Raw genomic sequence first — 21,155 nt, 5'->3', positions numbered from 1 at the left:
ATGTGCGGAATCATCGGGTATATTGGACAAAAGGAAGCCGTTCCGGTACTCATGGAGGGTTTGAAAAAACTGGAATACCGGGGTTACGATTCTGCGGGAGTCGCTTTTATCCACCAGAAGAAGCTGGCGCTCTATCGTTCTGTGGGGAAACTTTCAGGACTGGAAACCCTCCTGGCAAAGGAGGCGACCGAGAGCCATATCGGAATCGGGCATACCCGATGGGCCACTCATGGCCGGCCATCGGAAATAAATGCACACCCGCATCGCGCGGGAAGCGTCGTTCTGGTACACAACGGAATCATTGAAAATTTTATTCCTCTGAAGAAACGATTGGTTGAAAAAGGCTGCAAGATTCGGTCGGAGACGGATACAGAAATCGTCGTCCATTTGATTGAACAGGAAATGTTCGAAGGAAAAGGCTTTGAAAAAGCGGTACAGAATGTCCTAAAAGAGATAAAGGGAGCTTATGCACTGGTCATTCTTTCGGAAGACAACCCGGACCGGCTCATTGCCGTGAGAAACGGGTGTCCCCTCGTTGTCGGCATCGGGAAGGGTGAATTTTTTGTCGCTTCGGACATTCCGGCAACGCTTAGCCATACCCGCGAATACGTCTTTCTCCGAGACGGTGAGATGGTCACCCTCTCGATAAAAGGAATTGAAATCCGGGATTTTGAAGGCCGGCCCACAGAAAATACCTCCCAATTTGTTGCGTGGAGTCCCGTGATGGCGGAAAAAGGAGGATTTAAACATTTTATGCTGAAGGAGATCTTTGAACAGCCTCAGGCCATATCCGATACGCTTCGGGGACGCGTTTCAATGGATACGGGTGAAATAAACTTTCACGAGATTGAGCTTTCGAAGTCATTTTTAAAAAAAATTGGCCGGATTCATCTCGTCGCATGCGGGACCTCGTGGCATGCGGCCCTCGTCGGAAAATTCATGATTGAACAGATTTCCCGTGTCCCTGTCGAGGTGGATATCGCCTCTGAGTTCCGGTATCGGGATCCCATACTCTCCACTTCAGATCTCCTCATAGCGGTCTCGCAATCCGGAGAAACTGCGGATACCCTTGCGGCCATGTCGGAAGGCAAGAAGAAGGGAATTAAATCGATCGGAATTTGTAACGTGGTGGGGAGCACTTTGTCAAGGGAGGCGGACGGCGTCATCTATACCTATGCCGGACCCGAGATCGGGGTCGCTTCGACCAAAGCGTTTACGACCCAGCTGACGGCTCTTTTTTTATTTTCGCTCTATCTGGGACAGGTGAGAGGAGAGATTCGCGAAAATCAGTCCCTCGATTATCTCAGGAAACTTGCGCACCTTCCCCGTCAAATGGAAGAAATGCTGAAAAAGGAGAGCGAGCTCATTGAAATCAGTAAAATATTCTTCAAGTCGAAAGATTTTCTGTTTCTGGGAAGAGGGATAAATTATCCGATAGCGCTTGAAGGAGCATTAAAGTTAAAGGAGATTTCATATATTCATGCAGAGGGGTATCCGGCCGGGGAAATGAAACATGGCCCCATTGCCCTGATCGACGAAAAAATGCCGGTGGTGGTTCTGGCGCCACAGGATTCTCTTTTCAGCAAGGTGCTTAACGGAATAATGGAAATCAAGGCAAGAGATGGAATCATTATTGCGTTTGCAAATTCACGCGACGAAGAACTGGTCAAACGCGTCGATTATTTATTTGGTGTTCCCGATACCGATCCACTGTTGAATCCGATTATCCTGAGCCTTCCTCTTCAGCTTCTCGCCTACCATATCGCGGTGTTATGCGGAAGCGATGTGGATCAACCGAGAAATCTGGCCAAGAGCGTTACGGTTGAATAATTACGACTATCTTCAGGAATTAAATCCCCACCAAATGGAAGCGGTGCTACATCGGGACGGACCTCTTCTGATTCTGGCGGGTGCCGGAAGCGGTAAAACGAAGGTCATTACGATGAGATATGCCTATCTTGTCAGGCAGGTGGGCATCACACCCTCTTCCATCCTGGCGGTTACTTTTACCAACAAAGCCGCCGAAGAACTCAAATCAAGAATCCGGCAGTTAACCGGATTTTCAGATTTGCCGTGGGTACACACCTTTCATTCCATGGCCGTAAAAATCCTTCGTTCCGAAATCGAAAAACTGGGTTTCAACCGTCATTTTCTGATTTATGACAAAGGGGATCAACTCGCTTTGATGCGTGAATGTGTCCGGGAACTTGGCATTAACGAGGACCTTTACCCTCTTAAAAAAATAGCGGGAAGGATTAGCGAGTTAAAGAATCTTCTCGTGACGCCGGAGCGATTTGCAGAAAAAGCTCTTTCTTTCGGAATAGAAGGAAAGATTGGACGGGTATACTTTTCGTACAGGGAAAAACTGAAAGCGAATCAGGCGCTCGACTTTGACGACCTTTTGATGTATCTGGTCCAGCTTTTCATGAAATTTCCCGAAGTATTGGAAAAATACCAGAAGCAATTTCTCTATTTGATGGTCGATGAATATCAGGATACCAATGTTTCACAATACAGGATTATATCGCTCCTGGCGCAAGGGAAGGAAAATATCTGCTGCGTGGGGGATGACGACCAAAGTATCTATCGTTTCCGGGGTGCCGATGTGCAAAATATTCTTCGATTTGAGAAGGACTATCCCGAAACCCGGGTCATCAAACTGGAACAAAATTACCGTTCCACAAAAACCATCCTTCAGGCGGCGAACCAGGTGATCGAGAAAAATGGATTACGAAAGAAGAAACAGCTCTGGACCGACAACATCAAGGGCGACTCGATCGCGCTTTTCAGGCTTGAGGACGATGAAAGCGAAGCCCATCTCATTTCCCAGATGATTCTGACTCACTCCAGAGAAATGAAATGCGGGGAAGAAGCCTTTCAGAGATTTTCAATTTTATACAGAACCCACATTCAATCCAGGGTGCTGGAAGAGTCGTTTCAAAAAAATGGTATTCCGTATGTCATTGTCGGAGGCATTCGTTTTTTTGAACGGAAGGAAATTAAGGATATTCTGGCGTTTCTCAAAGTCATCGCAGACCCCCGGGACGACGTCAGTTTAAAGAGGATTATCAATGTTCCAGTCCGAGGATTGGGTTCCCGTACGCTTAAAAAAATCGCGGAGTACGGGACTTCCCAAAAATGTTCTATGATGGAGGCACTGGATCTGATGGATGGAGGGGGAATTCTTGCGCCCGAAGCGGAGAGAAATGTTCGATTGTTTTCCAAACTGATGAAGGAATTGAAACAGGCCGTTGCCACGTCAACGCTCATGGATCTGGTTAAGCTGATTCTTGACCGAACAGGGTATCTGGAAGAAGTCAAGAAAGAGAAGATTCCGGAAAAAGTTGAAAACATCTACGAATTTTTCTCTTCGGTCACGGAATTTCAGGAAAAAAAGAGCGAGACGGATTTGACCTCATTTCTGGATCATATTTCCCTGTTTACAGATGAGGCGGATGAGAAATTGAGAGGAAGGGTCCGGCTTATGACTCTCCATAGCGCGAAAGGACTGGAGTTCCCATTTGTCTTTATGCCCGGAATGGAAGAAGGGCTTTTCCCTCAAAGCAGAGCACTGGTTGACTCAGAGGAATTGGAAGAGGAGCGAAGACTCTGCTATGTCGGCATGACCCGGGCACGCGAGAAACTTGTCCTGACCAGTGCTCGCAGCCGTCGAATGTATGGTTCGATTCAATTTAATGCGCCGTCACGTTTCATCCACGATATTCCGATTGAATTAATCGTGAAAAAAGAGTTAAATAGTCCCAAAATAGGGGTCGAACCTTCTTTTTCGAGTGATCAAAATCGTTCGAAACCTGTTGAAAAAAAAGGTCAATATACCAATCGTCCGGTTCTTCACCCCCTTTGGGGAAGAGGAGTCATTCTCGCCTCTGAAGGGGAGGGGGAGGAAATGAAGATGACCATCCGGTTTGACTCAGCGGGAACCAAAAAATTGGCGTCAAAATATGCCAATTTGCAATTTATCTAGAAATTCGTCGATCGCTACGGCTAGTCAGGAGTGCATGTGAAAATAACGGCAGAGCAGGTTGCATACGTCGCCAGGCTCGCAAAACTGACTGTTTCAGAAGAGGAGAAGGTGAAACTGACTCTTCAGCTGGAACAGATATTAAATTATGTCGAACAACTCAATGAACTTGATACCTCCAAGGTCGAGCCGACTTCCCACGCTATCTTGCTGGAAAATGTATTCCGAGAGGACCAAGAGACCCCTTCTCTTCCTCCTGAATTGGCGCTAAAAAATGCTCCGGAACGGGAGAACGGTTTTTTTAAAGTGCCGAAGGTGATTGAATAAAGTGAAAGAGGGGGAAATAAATTGTTAAAGACGATGTTGCGAAGTAAAATCCACCGGGCCACGATTACCCAGGCCGAATTGGATTATGAAGGGAGTATTACCATCGACCAGATTCTCATTGATGCGGCTGGCATGCTCCCCTACGAACAGGTCATGATTTCCAATCTCAACAACGGCGAACGGTTTGAAACCTATATTATCCCCGGAAAAAAAGGATCCGGAACTGTTTGTCTGAATGGGCCAACTGCCCGCAAAGGAATGGTCGGCGACAAAATTATTATTTTTTGTTACGAGCTTTACAATGAAGAAGAACTCAAGAAGCATAAGCCAATTGTGATTAAAGTGAACGAAAAGAACAAGAGAATCAATGAGTCTGTCCTGAATATGAAGAGCAGAATATCATGAAATTGTATCAATTAACTATTTCCCAGGCCCATTCTCTCCTGAAGAAAAAGGAAATTTCCTCGGAGGAACTGGTCAAATCGGTGTGGGAAAGGATCGACGAGGTGGAGCCAAAAATATCTGCGTTCAATTCTTTTCAAAAAGAGGAGACATTGAAAAACGCCCTGAAAATGGACTTAAAAATGAGAGAGGGGAAATTCAATTCCCCGCTAGCCGGCATTCCGATAGCGATTAAAGATAATATCTGTACCGAAGGATTTCGGACCACCTGCTCATCCCGGATGTTGGAAAACTTTGTCTCCCCTTATGACGCGACGGTGATCAAAAAACTGAAAGAGGCCGATTCCATTTTAATAGGCAAAACCAATATGGATGAATTTGCAATGGGTTCTTCAACCGAAAATTCTGCCTTTAAGAAGAGCCGTAACCCCTGGGATATTGAAAGAATTCCAGGAGGATCGAGCGGGGGATCGGCAGCCGCGGTTTCGGCTGATGAATGTATGGGGGCGCTCGGCTCTGACACGGGGGGATCCATCCGTCAACCCGCAGCCTGCTGCGGAGTGGTAGGATTTAAACCGACCTATGGAAGGGTCTCTCGATTTGGACTGGTTGCATTTGCCTCTTCACTAGATCAGATTGGGCCGATTACCAAAGATGTGACGGATGCCGCGATCATGCTCAATGCGATCAGCGGCCATGATCCAAGTGATTCTACTTCCTCGACCCGGACTTCGGAAGATTACACGAAGGCGCTCCGCCCGGAAGTTAGGGGAATAAAAATCGGGATTCCGAAAGAGTACCTGATACCGGGAATCGACACCGAAATCGAGAAATCGGTCATGGCTGCGGTTAAAATCTGGGAAAAATGTGGTGCAGAAGTTTCCGAAATTTCTCTGCCGCATACGGCCTATGCCGTGGCGACTTATTATATCCTTGCGACGGCTGAGGCAAGTTCGAATTTAGAGCGATACGATGGTGTGAAATATGGTTATCGATCTTCCGGTGTCAAGTTATTGAACGATATGTATGAAAAGAGCCGGGCGGAAGGATTTGGTCCGGAGGTAAAAAGAAGGATTATGCTCGGGACATACGCGTTGAGTTCCGGATATTATGATGCTTACTATAAAAAGGCCCAACAGGTTCGAACTCTGTTTATCAGGGATTTTACGAACGCATTCAAAAAGGTCGATGTCATCGTCACACCCACCACTCCGACCCCTGCTTTTAAGATCGGAGAAAAAGTTCAAGATCCCCTGCAAATGTATCTGTCCGATATCTTTACCATTTCGGCCAATCTGGCCGGTATTCCGGCAGTATCTTTGCCGGGAGGATTTTCATCCCAGGGTATGCCCATCGGTATTCAGGTGATGGGCCGGTATTTTGAGGAATCGATACTCCTGAATATGGCTTATGCGTTTGAACAAGCATCGGGAATTCATAACCCGAAACCGAACCTTTAGTCAGACTGTTGAAAATGCCTCATTGGCTTCGTTCTCGAAGCTAGGCGGGCCCGGCCACCTCACTGACTCGGTGGCGCTCAAGGCGTGATGCCACTTACTCGTGGCATCTTTCGCCCTCATGTACTTACATGGTACACTCCGGGGGCCTAGCTACTGAAGCTTTTTGAACAGTCTGAAGATCAATTAGGAAAATTTATGGATAAATACGAAGCGGTGATCGGTCTCGAGGTTCATGCACAAATGCTGACGCGAACCAAAATCTTTTGTGGTTGCCGGACCTCCTTTGGAAGCCGGCCCAATTCGCAAACTTGTCCGGTCTGTCTTGGGATGCCGGGCGTCCTTCCTGTGCTTAACCGGAAAGTTGTCGAATTTGCAATGAAGACCGCTTTGGCCACGCATTGTTCTATCGCGCCGCTGAACCGTTTTGCGAGGAAAAATTATTTCTATCCCGATCTTCCGAAAGGCTACCAGATTTCTCAATTCGAACTGCCGCTGGCAGAGCGGGGATTTATTGATATCGAGGTCGACGGAAAAGAGAAGAAGATTCGTTTAACCCGGATTCATCTGGAAGAGGATGCCGGAAAAAATCTCCATGAAGGAATAGAAGAAGCCAGCTACGTCGATCTGAACCGTACTGGCGTCCCGTTAATGGAAATTGTCAGCGAGCCGGACATTCGAACTTCGGAAGAGGCTGTGGCCTACTTGAAAAAATTACGTAATATTCTGGTTTATCTTGATGTCTGTGACGGCAATCTCGAAGAGGGAAGCTTCAGATGTGATGCGAATGTGTCCATCCGGCCTGTCGGGGAGACGACTTTGGGTACCCGGACCGAACTTAAGAATATCAATTCATTTCGCTTTATTCAGAAAGCGATCGACTTTGAAATCAGGAGGCAAGCGGAGCTTTTGGAAGAAGGCGGAAGAATCACCCAGGAAACGCGCTTATGGGATAGTCAAAAGCAACTGACGATTCCGATGAGGTCCAAGGAATCGGCCCATGATTACCGATATTTCCCGGAACCGGATCTTGTTCCGGTGAAAATTTCATCCGAATGGATTGAAGAAATTCGAAAAACGCTTCCTGAACTTCCAGAAGAAAAAAAGAACCGGTTCGTCAACGAATGCCAGATTCCCGCGTACGATGCCGATGTGTTGACGCAGAATCGAATGATTGCGAACTTTTTTGAGAAATCTGTTTTGCTTTATCGACATCCCAAAGCAATCAGCAACTGGATTATGGGTGATCTCCTGAACGAAGAGGTGATGCCCCTGACGCCGGAGCAGTTGACCGGCATGATTCGGTTGATCGATGAAGGGGTCATCAGTGGAAAGATCGCCAAGACTGTATTTGAAGAGATGATCAAGACAGGAAAAGACGCCAAAACAATTGTGGAGGAGAAGGGACTGATCCAGATCAGCGATGAAAAAACGCTTGTTTCGTTTATCGATCAGGTTATCCAGGAAAACCCGGCAAATGTAGACCAGTTCCGGCAGGGCAAAGACAAATTGTTTGGCTTTTTTGTGGGTCAGGTGATGAAAATTTCAGGAGGGAAAGCGAACCCGGTTAAATTAAATGAGCTGTTGCTAATAAGATTAAAAAACTCCAAATGAAGCGATTCTTCTTCATGACACTTATCTTGATCGGGTTCGGGATTTTTCTTATTCCAGCGGGGAGATTTCTGGAGAATCATCCCTTGTTTTGCAATTCCTGTCATGAAATGCATCGCCCGTATCAGGGATGGAAGAGTTCCGGTGCTGATCGATCTCATCCAAACTGCATGGATTGCCACTCGGGCAAAGGTATCCCGGGAGTCGTCGAGGCTGAAGCCAGAGGTTTGGGACAGCTGGCCGCACATTTTCTATTGAGCGAAGCGGAGTTAAAAGGTCCATTTATTGCTCACGTTCCGAAAAATTTTTGTTTGAAATGCCACGATATTCAACTGCCTAGAACGGCGAAAGCGCATCTTCCTTTTCAAGTCGGGAATAAAGAGTGTTCTCAATGTCACAAGCACCAGGCAGGCTGGGAATTTTCAGGGGAGATTCGAAAAGAGTCTGAAAAATTATAGAAGGGGTCTTGACGAATGAGTGAAATTGTTTACGTTTTTGGAAGAGAAATAATCGATTCCCGGGGAAATCCCACGATTGAAGTGGAAGTCACGCTTGAGAGCGGCATCATGGGAAGAGCGTCTGTCCCTTCGGGAGCGTCTACGGGAGAGCGGGAAGCCGTTGAACTTCGGGATAAAAGCAAGAAGCGGTTCAGGGGAAAAGGCGTTTTGAAGGCGGTGATGAACATTAATGATCTGTTAGGTCCAGAGATCATCGGCCTCGAAGCAAGAGATCAGATATTTCTGGACGAATATATGATTGATATGGACGGTACGCACAATAAAAGCAAGTTGGGCGCCAACGCGATTCTGGGTATTTCGCTCGCTGTCGCGAAGGCGGCGGCTTTGGAAGCAGGACTTCCGCTTTATCGATACCTGGGAGGAGCCGGAGCGAGGCTTTTGCCGGTACCCATGATGAATATTTTGAATGGCGGGGCCCACGCAGACAATAATCTCGATATACAGGAATTCATGATCATGCCGGTGGGCGCCTCTTCCATTTCGGAAGCAATCCAGATGGGGGCCGAAATATTTCATCAGCTCAAGGATATTCTGAAAAAAAAAGGGTATTCGACCGGAATTGGAGATGAAGGGGGTTTTGCTCCCAATTTGAGTTCAAATGCCCAGGCCATTGAATTGCTTCTCGAGGGAATTCAAGGGGCAGGTTATCGAACAGGTAAAGATGTGGGAGTGGCGCTGGATGTGGCAGCAAGCGAATTGTATCATCAAGGCAAATATCGCTTGAAAGCCGAAAAAAAAGACAAATCCATGGAAGAGATGATTCTTTATTACGAATCGCTTATCAAGCAATATCCCATTCTGTCTATTGAAGACGGTCTTTCAGAGAATGATTGGAAGGGATGGAAAGCGATGACGAAACATCTGGGAAAGAAAGTTCAGCTGGTGGGGGACGACGTGTTTGTGACCAATCCGGAAATATTTGAAAGAGGTATTTCCGAGGGGATTGGGAACGCAATTCTGATTAAGTTGAATCAAATCGGAACATTGACCGAAACCCTGGAAGCCATTGAAATGGCCAAGAAAGCGGGTTACACCGCAATTATTTCACACCGCTCCGGGGAAACGGAAGATACAACGATTTCTGATCTGGTGGTGGCAACTAACGTAGGCCAGATCAAGACGGGCTCGATGTCGAGGACAGATCGCGTTGCGAAATATAATCAACTCATCAGAATAGAAGAAGACCTGGGAGAAGCTGCGAAATTTGATGGCTCCAAAATATTCTATAATTTGAATTGAGATCAGACATGACCCCGAATGTATCTCGTCAACAAATCGAAATATCGAAAAAGAAGAAGAAGAAGATGGTTTACTGGGGGACCACTTTTGTTCTCGGATACCTTCTCGTACTCGTTTTATTTGGTGAAGTGAGCATTCCCCATTTTCTTTCAATGAGAAATGCGTACCACAAGATGCAATCGGAAATCAGCGATCTAAAATCTGAAAATGGCCGCTTGAAAAGTGAAACGGAAGCGCTCCGTTCCAATCCGGAACAGATCGAAAAGCTCGCCCGGGAAGAGCTTGGTCTGGCCAAAAAAGGAGAGATCATCTATGAGTTTCCAAACAATAATTCCCCGACTTCCCTGACGTTCAAAAAGTAAACACGCCGTTTCAACTGACCTTTTTTTCAATCATCATTTCAAATTAATGTTTTTTGTATTCTCAAAGAGACCGTATCTGTTAAGATACAGATAGCGTGATCAGTGTGGAACAGAACCGGCTCTCATTCTATCTGAGCCCGAAGGGGGTAAACCGTGCAAGGAAGAAAATTCAATCGGGAGCGAATACTCGTCGTAGATGATGATCCTGATATTCGAAGGATACTTCAGGATCGATTGGAATCGAGCGGTCACGAAGTCTGGGTCGCTGAAAGTGGCACAGAAGCGTTGAGCAAAGTGGATCAAAAAGACCCCGGACTCATGTTACTCGATCTCCAGATGCCAGAAAAGGACGGTTTTTACGTGCTCGATAAACTTAAAGGAAGAACAACGCCCAGTGTCATCGTGATGACCGCTTTTGGTTCGATCGATAAAGCCGTGGAAGCGATGAAAAAAGGCGCCTTTGACTTTGTTACGAAGCCTTTTACTCCCGATCATCTGGACCTGGTCATATCCAGGGCCATCGAGTCAAAAGCGCTTAAGCAGGAAAACTTCTATCTTCAGGACGCTCTCAATACCCCCTATCTTCAAATCCTGGGAGAGAGCAAGATTATTAAGAAGGCGATCGAGAATTCCAGAAAAGTTTCGACGACCTCTTCGTCCGTCCTGCTGCTGGGCGAAAGCGGTACGGGAAAAGAAATCTTTGCCAGGACCATTCACCGCTGGAGTCCGCGATCAAAAAAACCTTTTGTTGTAGTCAACTGTGTCGCCTTGCACGAGGATCTGCTGGAAAGCGAGCTTTTTGGGCATGAAAAAGGTTCGTTTACCGGAGCCTATCAGGTTAAGGAGGGAAAGCTCGAAATTGCGAACGGAGGGACTGTATTTCTGGATGAAATTGGGGATTTCAATCCCGGCCTCCAGTCCAAATTGCTCAGAGTCATACAGGAGCGCGAATTTGAACGGGTAGGCGGAAACCGTCCCATCCGCGTTGATATCAGGATTATCGCGGCGACCCATCGTGATCTGGTTAAAGAAGTTAAGGAAGGCCGTTTTCGTGAGGATCTTTTCTTCCGGCTGAATGTCGTTTCCATCGCTCTGCCGTCGCTCAAAGAGCGAAAGGAAGATATTCCCCTGCTTGCTGATTTTTTTCTGGAACGTTTTAGCCGGACGATGGGTAAACCAGGAATGAAGATCTCGGAAGCGGCCAAACGTCATTTAATCAATTATCATTGGCCGGGAAACGTCAGAGAGCTGTCGAACCTGATTGAGCGGGGAGTTGTCCTTGCCAATGACAATGAGATCAAGCCGGATGATTTGCCTCTTCAGGTTTTCAAGGATGACCGGCATGATATGGTACAGGAATTACTGGAGGAACCGTATCATGAAGCTGTTTATCAGTTTCAAATTAGAGTCATCAAGAATGCGCTTCAAAAAACCGGAGGCAATCAGGCCCGCGCGGCAGAAATTCTCCGGCTTCAAAGAACCTATCTATCCCGTCTCATCCGAAATTTCAAAATTAAAACGACTTCATCTTGAAATGGTAACGTTGTGAAAATCAGGTTTGTCGCTTTTGTTACTTTAGCCGTTCTGGTCACTTGCTCCTTTCTGGGTCTGAAGGGATTGAAGGCTGAAGAGATTTCTGTATTGTTGAGCCAGGATATTTCAATTTATCGAGACGCGCTTGAAGGGATCAAAAAGATCCGGCCCGGCGAGATCAAAATCTATCACTTAAAAGGCGATCCGAATGAGACAAAACGGGTCATGTCACAAGTCAGGAGGCACCCGGGTGACCTGGTTATATCCATCGGTTTACTGGCATCACAGGTCGCCCGTGAAAATATCAAATCAACACCCCTTTTATTTTGCATGGTCTATTATCCTGAAAGATATTCTTTCTTTAATCAAAATACGACCGGTATTCGACTGGAATTTTCCCCAACAGAAAATTTTTCAGAAATAAAGAGAATATTCCCTGAAGTCAAAAAGATCGGAGTCCTTTATGACCCGAAGAAAACGGGCAAGGTCATCATTGAAAGCCGCGAGGCAGCAAGGAATATGGGCCTTTCTCTCATAGAAATGAGACTCGGAACCGAGAAGGATTTGCCGGCAGGACTGAATGCTCTTCAGGGAAATGTCGATCTTCTCTGGTTGATTCCCGACAGCACCGTGGTTTCGCCCCAGTCTATCGATAAAATTCTCTTGGCGTCATTCAAATTCAACATGCCTGTTATGACTTTTTCTGACGAATTTGTTGTAAAGGGTGCCGTGGCATCCCTCACACCGGATTTCGAAGCCACCGGCGAAGAGATCGGTCGCCTGGCCGAAAAAATTATTCTAGGAGAGCTTCCCTCCCGTTTTCCGATCCGTTCGGTATCGAAGAAACGTCTTTCCCTCAACTTAAAGATGGCAAGAAAAATGGGAATTGAGATCGCGCCAGAGGCGATTCAGAAAGCGGATAAAGTTTATGAATAGCCGATCTCTGAAATTCAAATTCTCGCTCTTCTTTGGTTTGATGACGGTTATTATCTGCCTTTTCCTGGGAGGCTTCCTGTTTTATCAGATTCGTAAGGAAATGACGGATGATTTTATTTCCAGGGGGATTTCCCTGGCAAATGATTTGGCTCTGGATGGCCAATATGCGGTCTTCCTGGAAGACCGCACAGCTCTGGAAGGCATGATTCGCGATATATTTCATCTTGAAGAGATCGTGTATGTCGATGTGTTTAATCGGGACGGAAAAATTATCATTCGAAAAATCAATGAGCCCTTTATTCGGGAACATTTGAAAGAAGGTTTCCTTCCGCCCATGGGCTTAGAACCGGTCACAAAGGGAACCAACCGGATCGAAATGACTCATTCCTACAGTGAAGAAGATCTATATCAATTTACTTCTCCGGTGATCTTTAAATCCGTTTCGGAAGAGAGGGAACGGTCTTCTTTGAAAATGCTGGAAGAAGAAAAAAGGGGTGCCATCAAGGTTGGAGAGGATGTGAATGAGGGATGGATCCGAATCGGCATGTCGACGTTCCACCTGACCCATCAGCTCAGATTAATGATGGTGCGGGGCATCATTGTGACCCTTTTGATGATGGTGGCCGGTGTCCTCTTTATTTATGGACTGTCGTCCCGATATTTCAAGCCTCTTGAAACGCTTGCTTATTTTACCAGAAAGGTGTCTGAAGGAGATCTTTCTCAAATTGCACCCGTTGTCAATCAGGATGAAGTGGGCGAACTCACTGAGATTTTTAATCAGATGACCCGGTCTATCGCTTCCCGGAATCGCGAGCTCAAGTCGAATGCGGAGAAGTTACAAGTGCTGAACGCGCAGTTGGCCGAAGCCAATGCAACTCTTGAAGAGAAAGTGATTCAGAGAACGAATAAAGTGGAGTCTGTTTTGCAGGAGGTGTTATATGAAAAAAAGAAAAGCGAAGGGATAATACGAGAAATAGCCGATGGTGTAGTCGTGGTGGATGAAAGACGGGACATCGTGCTCATTAATCCCGCTGCCGAAAGGATGTTTGCAGGTCAGAGCGGGGAATTCTTAAAGGATGTCTTTAGGAATGAAAGCCACGTTTTTAGCCACGATATCGAAATTCCGGGAAGAAATGGCGAGAGCTCACGAATGATCAGAGCGACCATTGCGCCGATACAGGATGAATCGGGAATTCCGTTCGGACAAGTTGCGGTATTTCATGATATTTCACGGATGAAAGAGGTTGATCGCCTAAAATCCGAGTTTGTCTCTCACGTCTCCCATGAGCTCAAGACACCATTAACTTCAATCAAAGGATACATCGACAACTTGCAGGATAGAATACCAGGACCCTTAACTGAGAAACAATCGGACTATCTGGAAAGAATGAAAAAGAACGCGGATCGCCTTATCCGTTTAATTGACGATCTCCTGGAAATTTCCAGAATTGAATCGGGAAAGATTGAAATGGTGCCGGTCTCGATTGCATTTCGCTCCTTGTTAGATGAAGTTATCCTGGGCTTATTGTCTCCGATGAAGGAAAAAAATATTGAAATAAAGGTGGAAACTCCGGGGGATGTCATGGTACGCGGGGACAAGGACAAACTTGAAGAGATTTTGATCAATTTGCTGGATAACGCAATTAAATTTTCTCCTGCATCCGGCATCATTAGCGTTTCGTTTCAAACAAACGCCGGATTTATGACGACGACGATCAGTGACCGGGGGATTGGAATTTCTCCGGAAGATGCCGAGCGGATATTTGATCGTTTTTACCGGGGTAAAAATAATGCTTTAGCCGGGACAAAAGGAACAGGATTTGGATTATATATAACCAAGAAGCTGATTTCGATCCATGGAGGCGAGCTATGGGTATCGAGTGAGTTGGGAAAAGGGAGTCGATTTTCTTTTACCTTGCCATTATCAGGTCTTGAAATATGATTTCAAATCAGTATAATGCCTATCGATGAGAAAAGAGATATTCGTTTTCGTATCGCTCCTTCTGATTTTACATAATGACGCCTTTTCGGAAGACCTTTCTTCGCATGATTCCGACGCGTTATCTGTTATGTCCGAGGAACAGATGGTGGTTACCCCCTCGAGACACCTCCAATCTGTCTACCAGTCCCCATCCACGATTTCAGTCATTTCTGCCGAGGAAATTCAGGCGAGCGGCGCCACGAATCTTCCGGATCTGTTGCGAGGCGTTCCAGGCATGGAAGTGATGGAGACCACATCGGCCGAACATATTGTGAGCATCAGAGGTGACAATCAACTCCTTGCAAACAAGCTCCTTGTCCTCATCGACGGGAGAACTGTGCATGAAGAGCTTGAAAATCTGGTTTTTTGGAGCTCTTTCCCGATTGGTCTAAATGAAATTGAACGGATTGAAATTATTCGAGGCCCGGGTTCTGCCGTCTGGGGTGCCAATGCCTTTGATGGTGTCGTGAATATTATTTCCAAGAGTCCCGCTGATGTGAAAGGGATCCACATTTTTCTCACTGGCGATGGGAAAGATTATCCCAATGGTCATTTCCTCTTCGGGGGAGAAACAGGATCTGTTGAATATAAAATCTCGGGGGGCTATGAAAGATTCAAAAAGTGGAGGGACTCGGGCGCTATCGGGAAGGAGGTTTATCGAGGCAATTTCCTGGCACTCCATGAATTTGAACCAGGGAAAAAAGTCAGTTTTTCCGCCGGCATATCAGATACGCCCCGTTATGATGGCCCGCTATTCGATAATGGACTCGGTTCGAGCGGGATTCGCCAGGCTTATCTTCAAGGAGGTTACGAAGAGAAGGAATCTTATCTTCGGGTGTACTGGAATACGTTCAATTATAAAACCGACTTTTATTACTTCGATACGGATCCCGTACTTTTTCCAAGCTCACTGAGTCAGCTTCCATATTATCCGGATCCCCTTCTCAATTATGCCTTTGATCTCTATCATGTGGAGGGTCAACATCTGTTCCTCCTTTTCCCGGAATTCGAGCTCGTCACGGGAGCGAACTACCGATTGACCGACGTGAGAGGCGACCTGATCGGCGGAAGACATCAAATCGAGTTATTTGCAGCCTATTTCCAGGGAGAGTGGACTCCGCTAGATGCACTCACCCTTATCGCGGGTGCGAGATATGACGATATCAATTTTGACACGATGCATCCCCGTCTCGTGTCACCCCGCGAGTCGCTGATTTACCGATTTGAAACCTGGCATCAACGGATTCGATTGTCTCACAGCGAAGCGTATCGCACTCCGACGCCTCTTGAGATGTATCAAACATTTATAGCCCTTCCAACCTCGAATCTCAATCCCGAACGGATCGAGTCCTATGAGGCCGGTTACTCCGTGCTTCTTTTTGAACAACTGACTACCGAAATAAATCTTTATTATAATCAGTTAAAGGATCTGATCGATGTTCAGGGTATCTCGATTACCAATCTCATCAATGTGGATATCTATGGCGGAGAAATATCCGGCCAATTGTCGGTGAATAGAAGACTAAAACTCTTTGGTAATTATGCCTACCAGGAGCTTCATCAATCACTGGAAGGTCTTGATACGGTCCTGAATCCTTATAATTCAGCTGTCCGGGCCGGACCGACTCAGAAGATCAATGCAGGTGGGGAAATTAAATTTTTGAGGAATTTTACGGCTCGAACGGAAATTTATTACCAGACAGCGGTTCATTTTCCTACAACGGAGCTAGTCGGCCCGGTGGTTCTGACCGATATTCCTGCATATACTCAGGTGAATTTTAAATTGGGTTACCGGTTCTGGAAAGATAAAATGGAACTCGGAATTTCTGTCTTCAATCTTTTACATGCCGTTCATAGGGAATACCCGCTCGGCGATGAAATAGGAAGCCGTCTTTTGGCGCAATTAAATGTTGAGATTGACTAGTTTGTATCCTTTACGATTTATCTTTGTATCTGTTTAGATAATAATCCTGAATAGAAAATTCCAATTAATTTCGTTTTTGCTCGCCTCCAAAAGCCAATGTAATATTTAACTATCTGATATTGCTTGGTATTTTAGTTCGTCGTTTTCAATTTTTCTATTTCCCTCTTTAGGGCATACTTTATGCTCTTTTATACTCGCAATAATTTAGATCCTTTCTATCTATCTTCAGAATAGGTCCTAAAATGAATTTATGGAAAATTTCTATTCAGGAACAGAAAGAGATTTTCCCGGGCAAACGGAAGAGCCGACACGATTCCCATTTGTCTTTTGATTCGGAAGAAATAAAGGATCGCTGGATGTCAGGAAAAAAGAGAGTTCTGGTCGTCGATGACGAAGTGAGCGTCCTGGAAGTCGTCCGGGAGATGCTTAGATACCTTGGATTTGAAGTCACCACGGCAGAGGGTGGAAAAGAAGCCATCCATCACTTCAAGAAACATCATGAATCCAATCTGAATTTTGACTTTGTTATCACGGATTTGACCCTACCGGGAGATCTTGACGGTATTGAGATTTTGAAACAATTGAAGGGAATTGATCCTGGCGTGAAGGTGATCATTTCGAGCGGCTATTTTAACGACCCCATTATGGCGGACTACAAGAGGCATGGTTTTCTAGGCGTCATGGTCAAGCCTTATACCGTTCATGATTTAGAAAAGAAACTCAATCAACTCAAAATTTGTTCGAAATAGCCCTTCAGGTCTCAAGTCGTCAATTTTTTGTAGATCAGGGGAAGTTTAATGGGTAAAGTTTCGATATCAGAAATATAAGTAAAGTTTACATCCTGGTACATCTTCTTAATATAATCGTTGGCCTGCTTGTCCACCGTGATACAAAAAGGGTGGATTCCTTTCTGCCTTGCTTCTTTTAACGCCTGTTTTGTGTCTTCGAGCGCATAGAGGTCGGAATAGTCGTCATCCAATGGCTTGCCATCGCTAATGGTAATAAATAGCTTCGTCCTGGCGTCCCGATGAGAAAGTTTTTCAATCAGGTGACGGATGGCCGCGCCATCCCGGTTCTGTCCGAGTGGTTCAAGGGATTCCAAATTGATTCGCATCGAAGAATCATTCTTCATATTGAAATCCTTAATGATATAGAATTCAACCGAATTGCGGGATTGTCCGGAGAACCCGAATATACCGTAGTCGTCTCCGATTGTTTTTAACGCTTCGGCCATCAGGTGCAGACTCTCTTTTTCTATGTCGATGACTCTTTTCTTACTTCCAGGAATCGCCTGGCCGGTCGAACCGCTCAAATCAACCAATAAGGCGACCGAGATGTTCCGGACTCTCTTGGCTCTTCTGATATAGAAATTCTCAGAGGGCGGCGTTCCGGTCCGGATATCGACGACCAGGTCGACAATTCGATCAAAATCAAGTTCTTCTCCCTCATACTCTTTTCTTGTTTTATGAATATTTTCAGGTTTCAATTTTTCAAAATACCTCCGAATCGAAAGGAGGGATCCTCGGGAGCTTTCCATCACTGCGGACGCCTTTTGTGAAGAATCTACCCTTTTTTCGATGACGCTGCACCAGCCGGGTTTGTAATCCTGAATCATCCAGTCCCATTCGTCGTAACTGAAACCTTCTGATTTATTCCCTTTCCAGTTCAAGGGAAGATTTGCTTCATCTTTATTTGCTTGAACATTTGGAACAAGAGGATTCCCCTGTTTGGAAGAGAGATTGTCTTTTTCGGTCATGTTCAGATTACGGATGAAATTGTTCTGCGCGGAATCAGTCTGAAACGCAAGTTCAGGTGTGATCAGACCATGATGTGAAAAGGCACTCTCGGGAATGATACCGTAATTTGGAATCATCTCTTCAACTGGAATAAGTTCCGGGGTCTTGACTCCAGGAAGGGATATGTTGATCTTGTTTTGGATCTTTTGATAAATAACGCAAACGGTATGGAGTGTATTCTCGTTCGAACTTCCAGGGCGCCAGAGCGTTTTCAGGTCCGCAAAAACAGAGGAGACAAGATTGGCAATCGGGAGTGGAACCACGATATTTTCGTGGACGGAAAGCTGGAAGAGAGCCTCCATAATCCCTTTTTCTTCCGGGAGATTAAACAGGTCAGGCCGGACTGACTTTTGAGATTGTAAAATAGGACTCAAATCTTTAACAGCTCCGGGATACTCGGATCGAAGGAGAAAATCGATCCGTGATTCCTCCGCAATGGTCCATAGATTCTGGGCTAGCACCGGATCCGGAAAATAATTCCAGACCGGACACGGATCTACAGAAAGGCCCCTGTTTCCAGGGAAGAGGGTTTCGAGTTCCTCGAGAGCGTGGAGGGAGAGAGGCGCATAACTTCCAAATTCGATATGAGCCGACTCATGTAAAAGCATCATTTTATAAAGTTTATAATTGTCTTCCTTGTTCGTATAGCGATTAATTTTTTCCGGCAAAAGAATCGTTCCCGTTTGATTTTTAAAATAACTTGAAGGAATGGGACCCGGCAGAATTTCAACCGGATGCCCGGTAATCATCTCCGCAAAGTAAGTAAGACGTTTCCTGACTTCGGACAGAAAAATGGCATGGGACAACTCTTGAATTGCCTCAATCGATTTTTTTGACTTTAGAGAGAAAAAGGATTTAATTGCGTCAGGAGGTGCATGCATCTGACTGCCCGTTTCGACAAACCTTTTTAATGAATGGAGACTTCCATTCATCATTTTCAATACGTCTGTTGCATGAGTGAGGAAATCAACAACAGCGACCGGCGTCTGAAACGCAAGTTCTGCGGCAAGTGAAAAAATAAGTTCCGTACCTTCGTTCTGAGGGAGGTTTTTAAATATTTGCGGGAGCGTTTTAAAATAGGACAAGGTATCCTTTGGCACTTGCAAGGCGAGCGCGTGTCCGATGTATAGGCATTGCGGGTAAAAAGAAGCTTTCTTGACCTGTCTGAAGAACTCCGGGGTCGTACGGAAATATTCCAGGGTCATGAATGATTTATTGAGGCGATCTTCCTGAGATAGCAGGAGACCGATACTGCCCCAGGGTTTCAGCAGGGGCGGATCCAACACATTTAGAATGGCCGATCCAGATTTGAAATATTCCGATCCTGTCAAATAGTCTGTTTCGGCAATCTCTTTCCCGATATCAGCCCAATGGGAGATGACCTCTGCCGGATAAATATGAATCAATTCGGAGAGCATGCGGAAATAGTCCAGCGCCATGCTGTTTTGAGCAAATCCGAGTTGAATTCCCTTTTGAAGGAGAAGGTTCAAAGAGGCGTGTGAGGCCATTTTTCTGATCTGTTGGCCGCTTTCGTTAAAATATCGTATTCCGTTGGCAGAGGAAGAGTAGGAAATCACGGAACCCAGGTGAAACCAGGATTGAAACACTTCGGATGAAAGTTCTCCGTGGAGTTCTTCTCCGATCGTCTGGAACGCACGTGCGGCTTTTGGAGAGATGCCATTCAAATCGTGATAAAAATTATCCATTTCACTAGGCATGAAATGCCTTTCTCCGAAAGTAGATATAGCCCGAGATGACCAGGAGTGAAACGATAAAGATCATACGGATTCTTCCGTAACCCAAAAAATAGAGATTGGCAAATGCATTGACGAGTCCAAATGCGGCATAGGCCATATAAAGGAGATAGGACCATCGTTTGGTTCTTATGAATCCAATGCCAAGCAGGCCATGTAAAATGGGTGATTGAATTTTAAAGGCCCATCCCGCCCATCCCGAGAAATGTGTTCCAAATATTTTTAGAGAATAAGTCGGATTGGCAAAAATGAGGTAACTGTCGAGAAGGAGATTCGTCAGAAAAATCCAACCAATAAGAATAATATCGTATGGCCTACTCATTTACGAATCCGGTTTTGCCTTTGGATAGTGCGCACGTTGGCACGAAGAAGTGCCAATAATCCTGTGCGCGGGTGCGAGACGGTGAGCACCCGGAACGACGCGAGCCCCTATTGGAGATCCAGCGAGCAAAGCGAGCGAGAAGGGGAGGCTCCATAAGGCTATGCCGTTGGAGGGGGCGACGCGAGCCCCTTTCATAGTATGGCAGATACAATTTCTGCGATACTCTTTTGCATTTCAGGGTCGTCGGTGACCGGTTGACCTAATGCGGTTCTGCAGGCGAGTAGAGGCTCAATACCATTTCGAATCAGAGTGCCGGCGTAGATCAGAAGACGGGTACTGACGCCCTCATCAAGGCCTTGGTTCTTAAGGTTTCGGATCTTGTGGCCTATTTTGACCAGTTTCTTGGCCAGTTCATCCTTAATTTCAGCCTCGTGCCTGATAATTTCTACCTCCTGTTCAAACAGGGGATAGTTAAATTCCAAAGCGAGAAATCTTTGCTTTGTACTCTGTTTCAATTCTTTTAAAACGCTTTGATACCCGGGATTGTAGGAAAGAACAAGCATAAATTGAGGGTGGGCTTCGAGAACGCTCCCTCTTTTTTCAATCGGAAGCAGACGTCTGCTGTCCGACAGAGGATGTATCACCACGGTTGTATCTTTTCTGGCCTCGACAATTTCATCAAGATAGCAGAGGCCTCCTTCTTTTACTGCAGTCGTGAGAGGACCGTCCATCCAGACGGTTTCGCTCCCTTTCAGGAGATATCTCCCAACCAGGTCGGAAGCGGTAAGATCTTCATGGCAGGAAACTGTAATCAGCGGGACTTTGAGCTGATGGGCCATAAATTCGACAAATCGGCTTTTTCCGCATCCGGTAGGGCCCTTTAGGATGACAGGAATCTTGGAATGAAAGGCGATCTTAAAGAGAAGTGCTTCGTCGCCGGTAGGGAGATAATAGGGTTCGCTGGAAATGGGCACCTCGTTCTTTAAGAGTTGATTTCAGTTTTTAAATATA

The 21,155-nt window shown here is 45.9% G+C and carries 17 protein-coding genes; 14 read left to right on the top strand and 3 right to left on the bottom strand.

Features of this window, described 5'->3' with window-relative positions:
* The 14 genes from glmS (at position 1) to HY200_07270 (ending at position 17,021) form a co-directional block, all read left to right on the top strand.
* Positions 1–1,830: a glutamine--fructose-6-phosphate transaminase (isomerizing) gene (glmS, locus tag HY200_07335; protein ID MBI3594756.1), complete on the top strand. Its 1,830-nt coding sequence runs from the start codon at positions 1–3 to the stop codon at positions 1,828–1,830.
* On the top strand, positions 1,784–3,985 hold the full coding sequence (locus HY200_07330) for a UvrD-helicase domain-containing protein (GenBank protein ID MBI3594755.1): 2,202 nt from the start codon (positions 1,784–1,786) through the stop codon (positions 3,983–3,985). Before glmS ends, HY200_07330 begins: the two co-directional genes overlap by 47 nt.
* Before the next feature lie 36 nt (positions 3,986–4,021).
* A complete protein-coding gene (gatC, locus tag HY200_07325) occupies positions 4,022–4,309 on the top strand; it encodes an Asp-tRNA(Asn)/Glu-tRNA(Gln) amidotransferase subunit GatC (protein ID MBI3594754.1) in 288 nt (95 codons plus the stop codon).
* A gap of 21 nt (positions 4,310–4,330) precedes the next feature.
* On the top strand, positions 4,331–4,714 hold the full coding sequence (locus HY200_07320; protein ID MBI3594753.1) for an aspartate 1-decarboxylase: 384 nt from the start codon (positions 4,331–4,333) through the stop codon (positions 4,712–4,714).
* Entirely contained in the window at positions 4,711–6,171 is a 1,461-nt protein-coding gene (gene gatA / locus HY200_07315; GenBank protein MBI3594752.1) for an Asp-tRNA(Asn)/Glu-tRNA(Gln) amidotransferase subunit GatA, read from the top strand. Before HY200_07320 ends, gatA begins: the two co-directional genes overlap by 4 nt.
* 195 nt (positions 6,172–6,366) lie before the next feature.
* Positions 6,367–7,782 carry an Asp-tRNA(Asn)/Glu-tRNA(Gln) amidotransferase subunit GatB gene (gene gatB, locus HY200_07310; GenBank protein ID MBI3594751.1) on the top strand — a complete coding sequence of 472 codons (1,416 nt, stop codon included), beginning with the start codon at positions 6,367–6,369 and terminating at the stop codon, positions 7,780–7,782.
* A gap of 14 nt (positions 7,783–7,796) precedes the next feature.
* Complete coding sequence (locus HY200_07305; protein ID MBI3594750.1) at positions 7,797–8,237, top strand: cytochrome C; 441 nt, start codon at positions 7,797–7,799, stop codon at positions 8,235–8,237.
* A gap of 15 nt (positions 8,238–8,252) precedes the next feature.
* Entirely contained in the window at positions 8,253–9,536 is a 1,284-nt protein-coding gene (gene eno, locus HY200_07300) for a phosphopyruvate hydratase (GenBank protein ID MBI3594749.1), read from the top strand.
* Positions 9,537–9,544: 8 nt separating this feature from the next.
* Positions 9,545–9,898 carry a septum formation initiator family protein gene (locus HY200_07295; GenBank protein MBI3594748.1) on the top strand — a complete coding sequence of 118 codons (354 nt, stop codon included), beginning with the start codon at positions 9,545–9,547 and terminating at the stop codon, positions 9,896–9,898.
* Positions 9,899–10,051: 153 nt separating this feature from the next.
* Positions 10,052–11,431, top strand: a complete 1,380-nt coding sequence (locus tag HY200_07290; GenBank protein ID MBI3594747.1) for a sigma-54-dependent Fis family transcriptional regulator — start codon at positions 10,052–10,054, stop codon at positions 11,429–11,431.
* 12 nt (positions 11,432–11,443) lie between these two features.
* Entirely contained in the window at positions 11,444–12,367 is a 924-nt protein-coding gene (locus HY200_07285; GenBank protein MBI3594746.1) for an ABC transporter substrate-binding protein, read from the top strand.
* Positions 12,360–14,309 (top strand): HAMP domain-containing protein, encoded by a 1,950-nt coding sequence (locus tag HY200_07280; protein MBI3594745.1) that lies wholly within the window; start codon positions 12,360–12,362, stop codon positions 14,307–14,309. Before HY200_07285 ends, HY200_07280 begins: the two co-directional genes overlap by 8 nt.
* A 25-nt stretch (positions 14,310–14,334) precedes the next feature.
* A complete protein-coding gene (locus HY200_07275; GenBank protein ID MBI3594744.1) occupies positions 14,335–16,272 on the top strand; it encodes a TonB-dependent receptor in 1,938 nt (645 codons plus the stop codon).
* 242 nt (positions 16,273–16,514) lie between these two features.
* A complete protein-coding gene (locus HY200_07270) occupies positions 16,515–17,021 on the top strand; it encodes a response regulator (protein MBI3594743.1) in 507 nt (168 codons plus the stop codon).
* 11 nt (positions 17,022–17,032) lie between these two features.
* On the opposite strand, the gene HY200_07265 is transcribed toward HY200_07270, so the two are convergent.
* From HY200_07265 to HY200_07255, 3 genes are all read right to left on the bottom strand, one after another.
* On the bottom strand, positions 17,033–19,786 hold the full coding sequence (locus HY200_07265; protein ID MBI3594742.1) for a VWA domain-containing protein: 2,754 nt from the start codon (positions 19,784–19,786) through the stop codon (positions 17,033–17,035).
* Positions 19,779–20,144, bottom strand: a complete 366-nt coding sequence (locus HY200_07260) for a hypothetical protein (protein ID MBI3594741.1) — start codon at positions 20,142–20,144, stop codon at positions 19,779–19,781. The genes HY200_07265 and HY200_07260 overlap by 8 nt, the downstream gene beginning before the upstream one ends.
* Before the next feature lie 191 nt (positions 20,145–20,335).
* On the bottom strand, positions 20,336–21,118 hold the full coding sequence (locus tag HY200_07255; protein MBI3594740.1) for a CbbQ/NirQ/NorQ/GpvN family protein: 783 nt from the start codon (positions 21,116–21,118) through the stop codon (positions 20,336–20,338).
* Positions 21,119–21,155 lie beyond the last annotated feature (37 nt).

The sequence above is a fragment of the Nitrospirota bacterium genome (genome assembly GCA_016194305.1).
Lineage (GTDB): Bacteria > Nitrospirota > Nitrospiria > JACQBW01 > JACQBW01 > JACQBW01.
The sequence above is the reverse complement of the archived record's forward strand: the minus strand, read 5'-3'. Positions and strand labels throughout refer to the sequence as shown.

Coding starts and splice junctions, on each gene's coding strand:
- HY200_07295 (MBI3594748.1), top strand. CDS start 9,545: ATGACCCCGAATGTATCTCGTCAACAAATCGAAATATCGAAAAAGAAG.
- gatB (MBI3594751.1), top strand. CDS start 6,367: ATGGATAAATACGAAGCGGTGATCGGTCTCGAGGTTCATGCACAAATG.
- HY200_07280 (MBI3594745.1), top strand. CDS start 12,360: ATGAATAGCCGATCTCTGAAATTCAAATTCTCGCTCTTCTTTGGTTTG.
- eno (MBI3594749.1), top strand. CDS start 8,253: ATGAGTGAAATTGTTTACGTTTTTGGAAGAGAAATAATCGATTCCCGG.
- gatA (MBI3594752.1), top strand. CDS start 4,711: ATGAAATTGTATCAATTAACTATTTCCCAGGCCCATTCTCTCCTGAAG.
- HY200_07270 (MBI3594743.1), top strand. CDS start 16,515: ATGAATTTATGGAAAATTTCTATTCAGGAACAGAAAGAGATTTTCCCG.
- glmS (MBI3594756.1), top strand. CDS start 1: ATGTGCGGAATCATCGGGTATATTGGACAAAAGGAAGCCGTTCCGGTA.
- HY200_07265 (MBI3594742.1), bottom strand. CDS start 19,786: ATGCCTAGTGAAATGGATAATTTTTATCACGATTTGAATGGCATCTCT.
- HY200_07260 (MBI3594741.1), bottom strand. CDS start 20,144: ATGAGTAGGCCATACGATATTATTCTTATTGGTTGGATTTTTCTGACG.
- HY200_07275 (MBI3594744.1), top strand. CDS start 14,335: ATGAGAAAAGAGATATTCGTTTTCGTATCGCTCCTTCTGATTTTACAT.
- HY200_07330 (MBI3594755.1), top strand. CDS start 1,784: ATGTGGATCAACCGAGAAATCTGGCCAAGAGCGTTACGGTTGAATAAT.
- HY200_07305 (MBI3594750.1), top strand. CDS start 7,797: ATGACACTTATCTTGATCGGGTTCGGGATTTTTCTTATTCCAGCGGGG.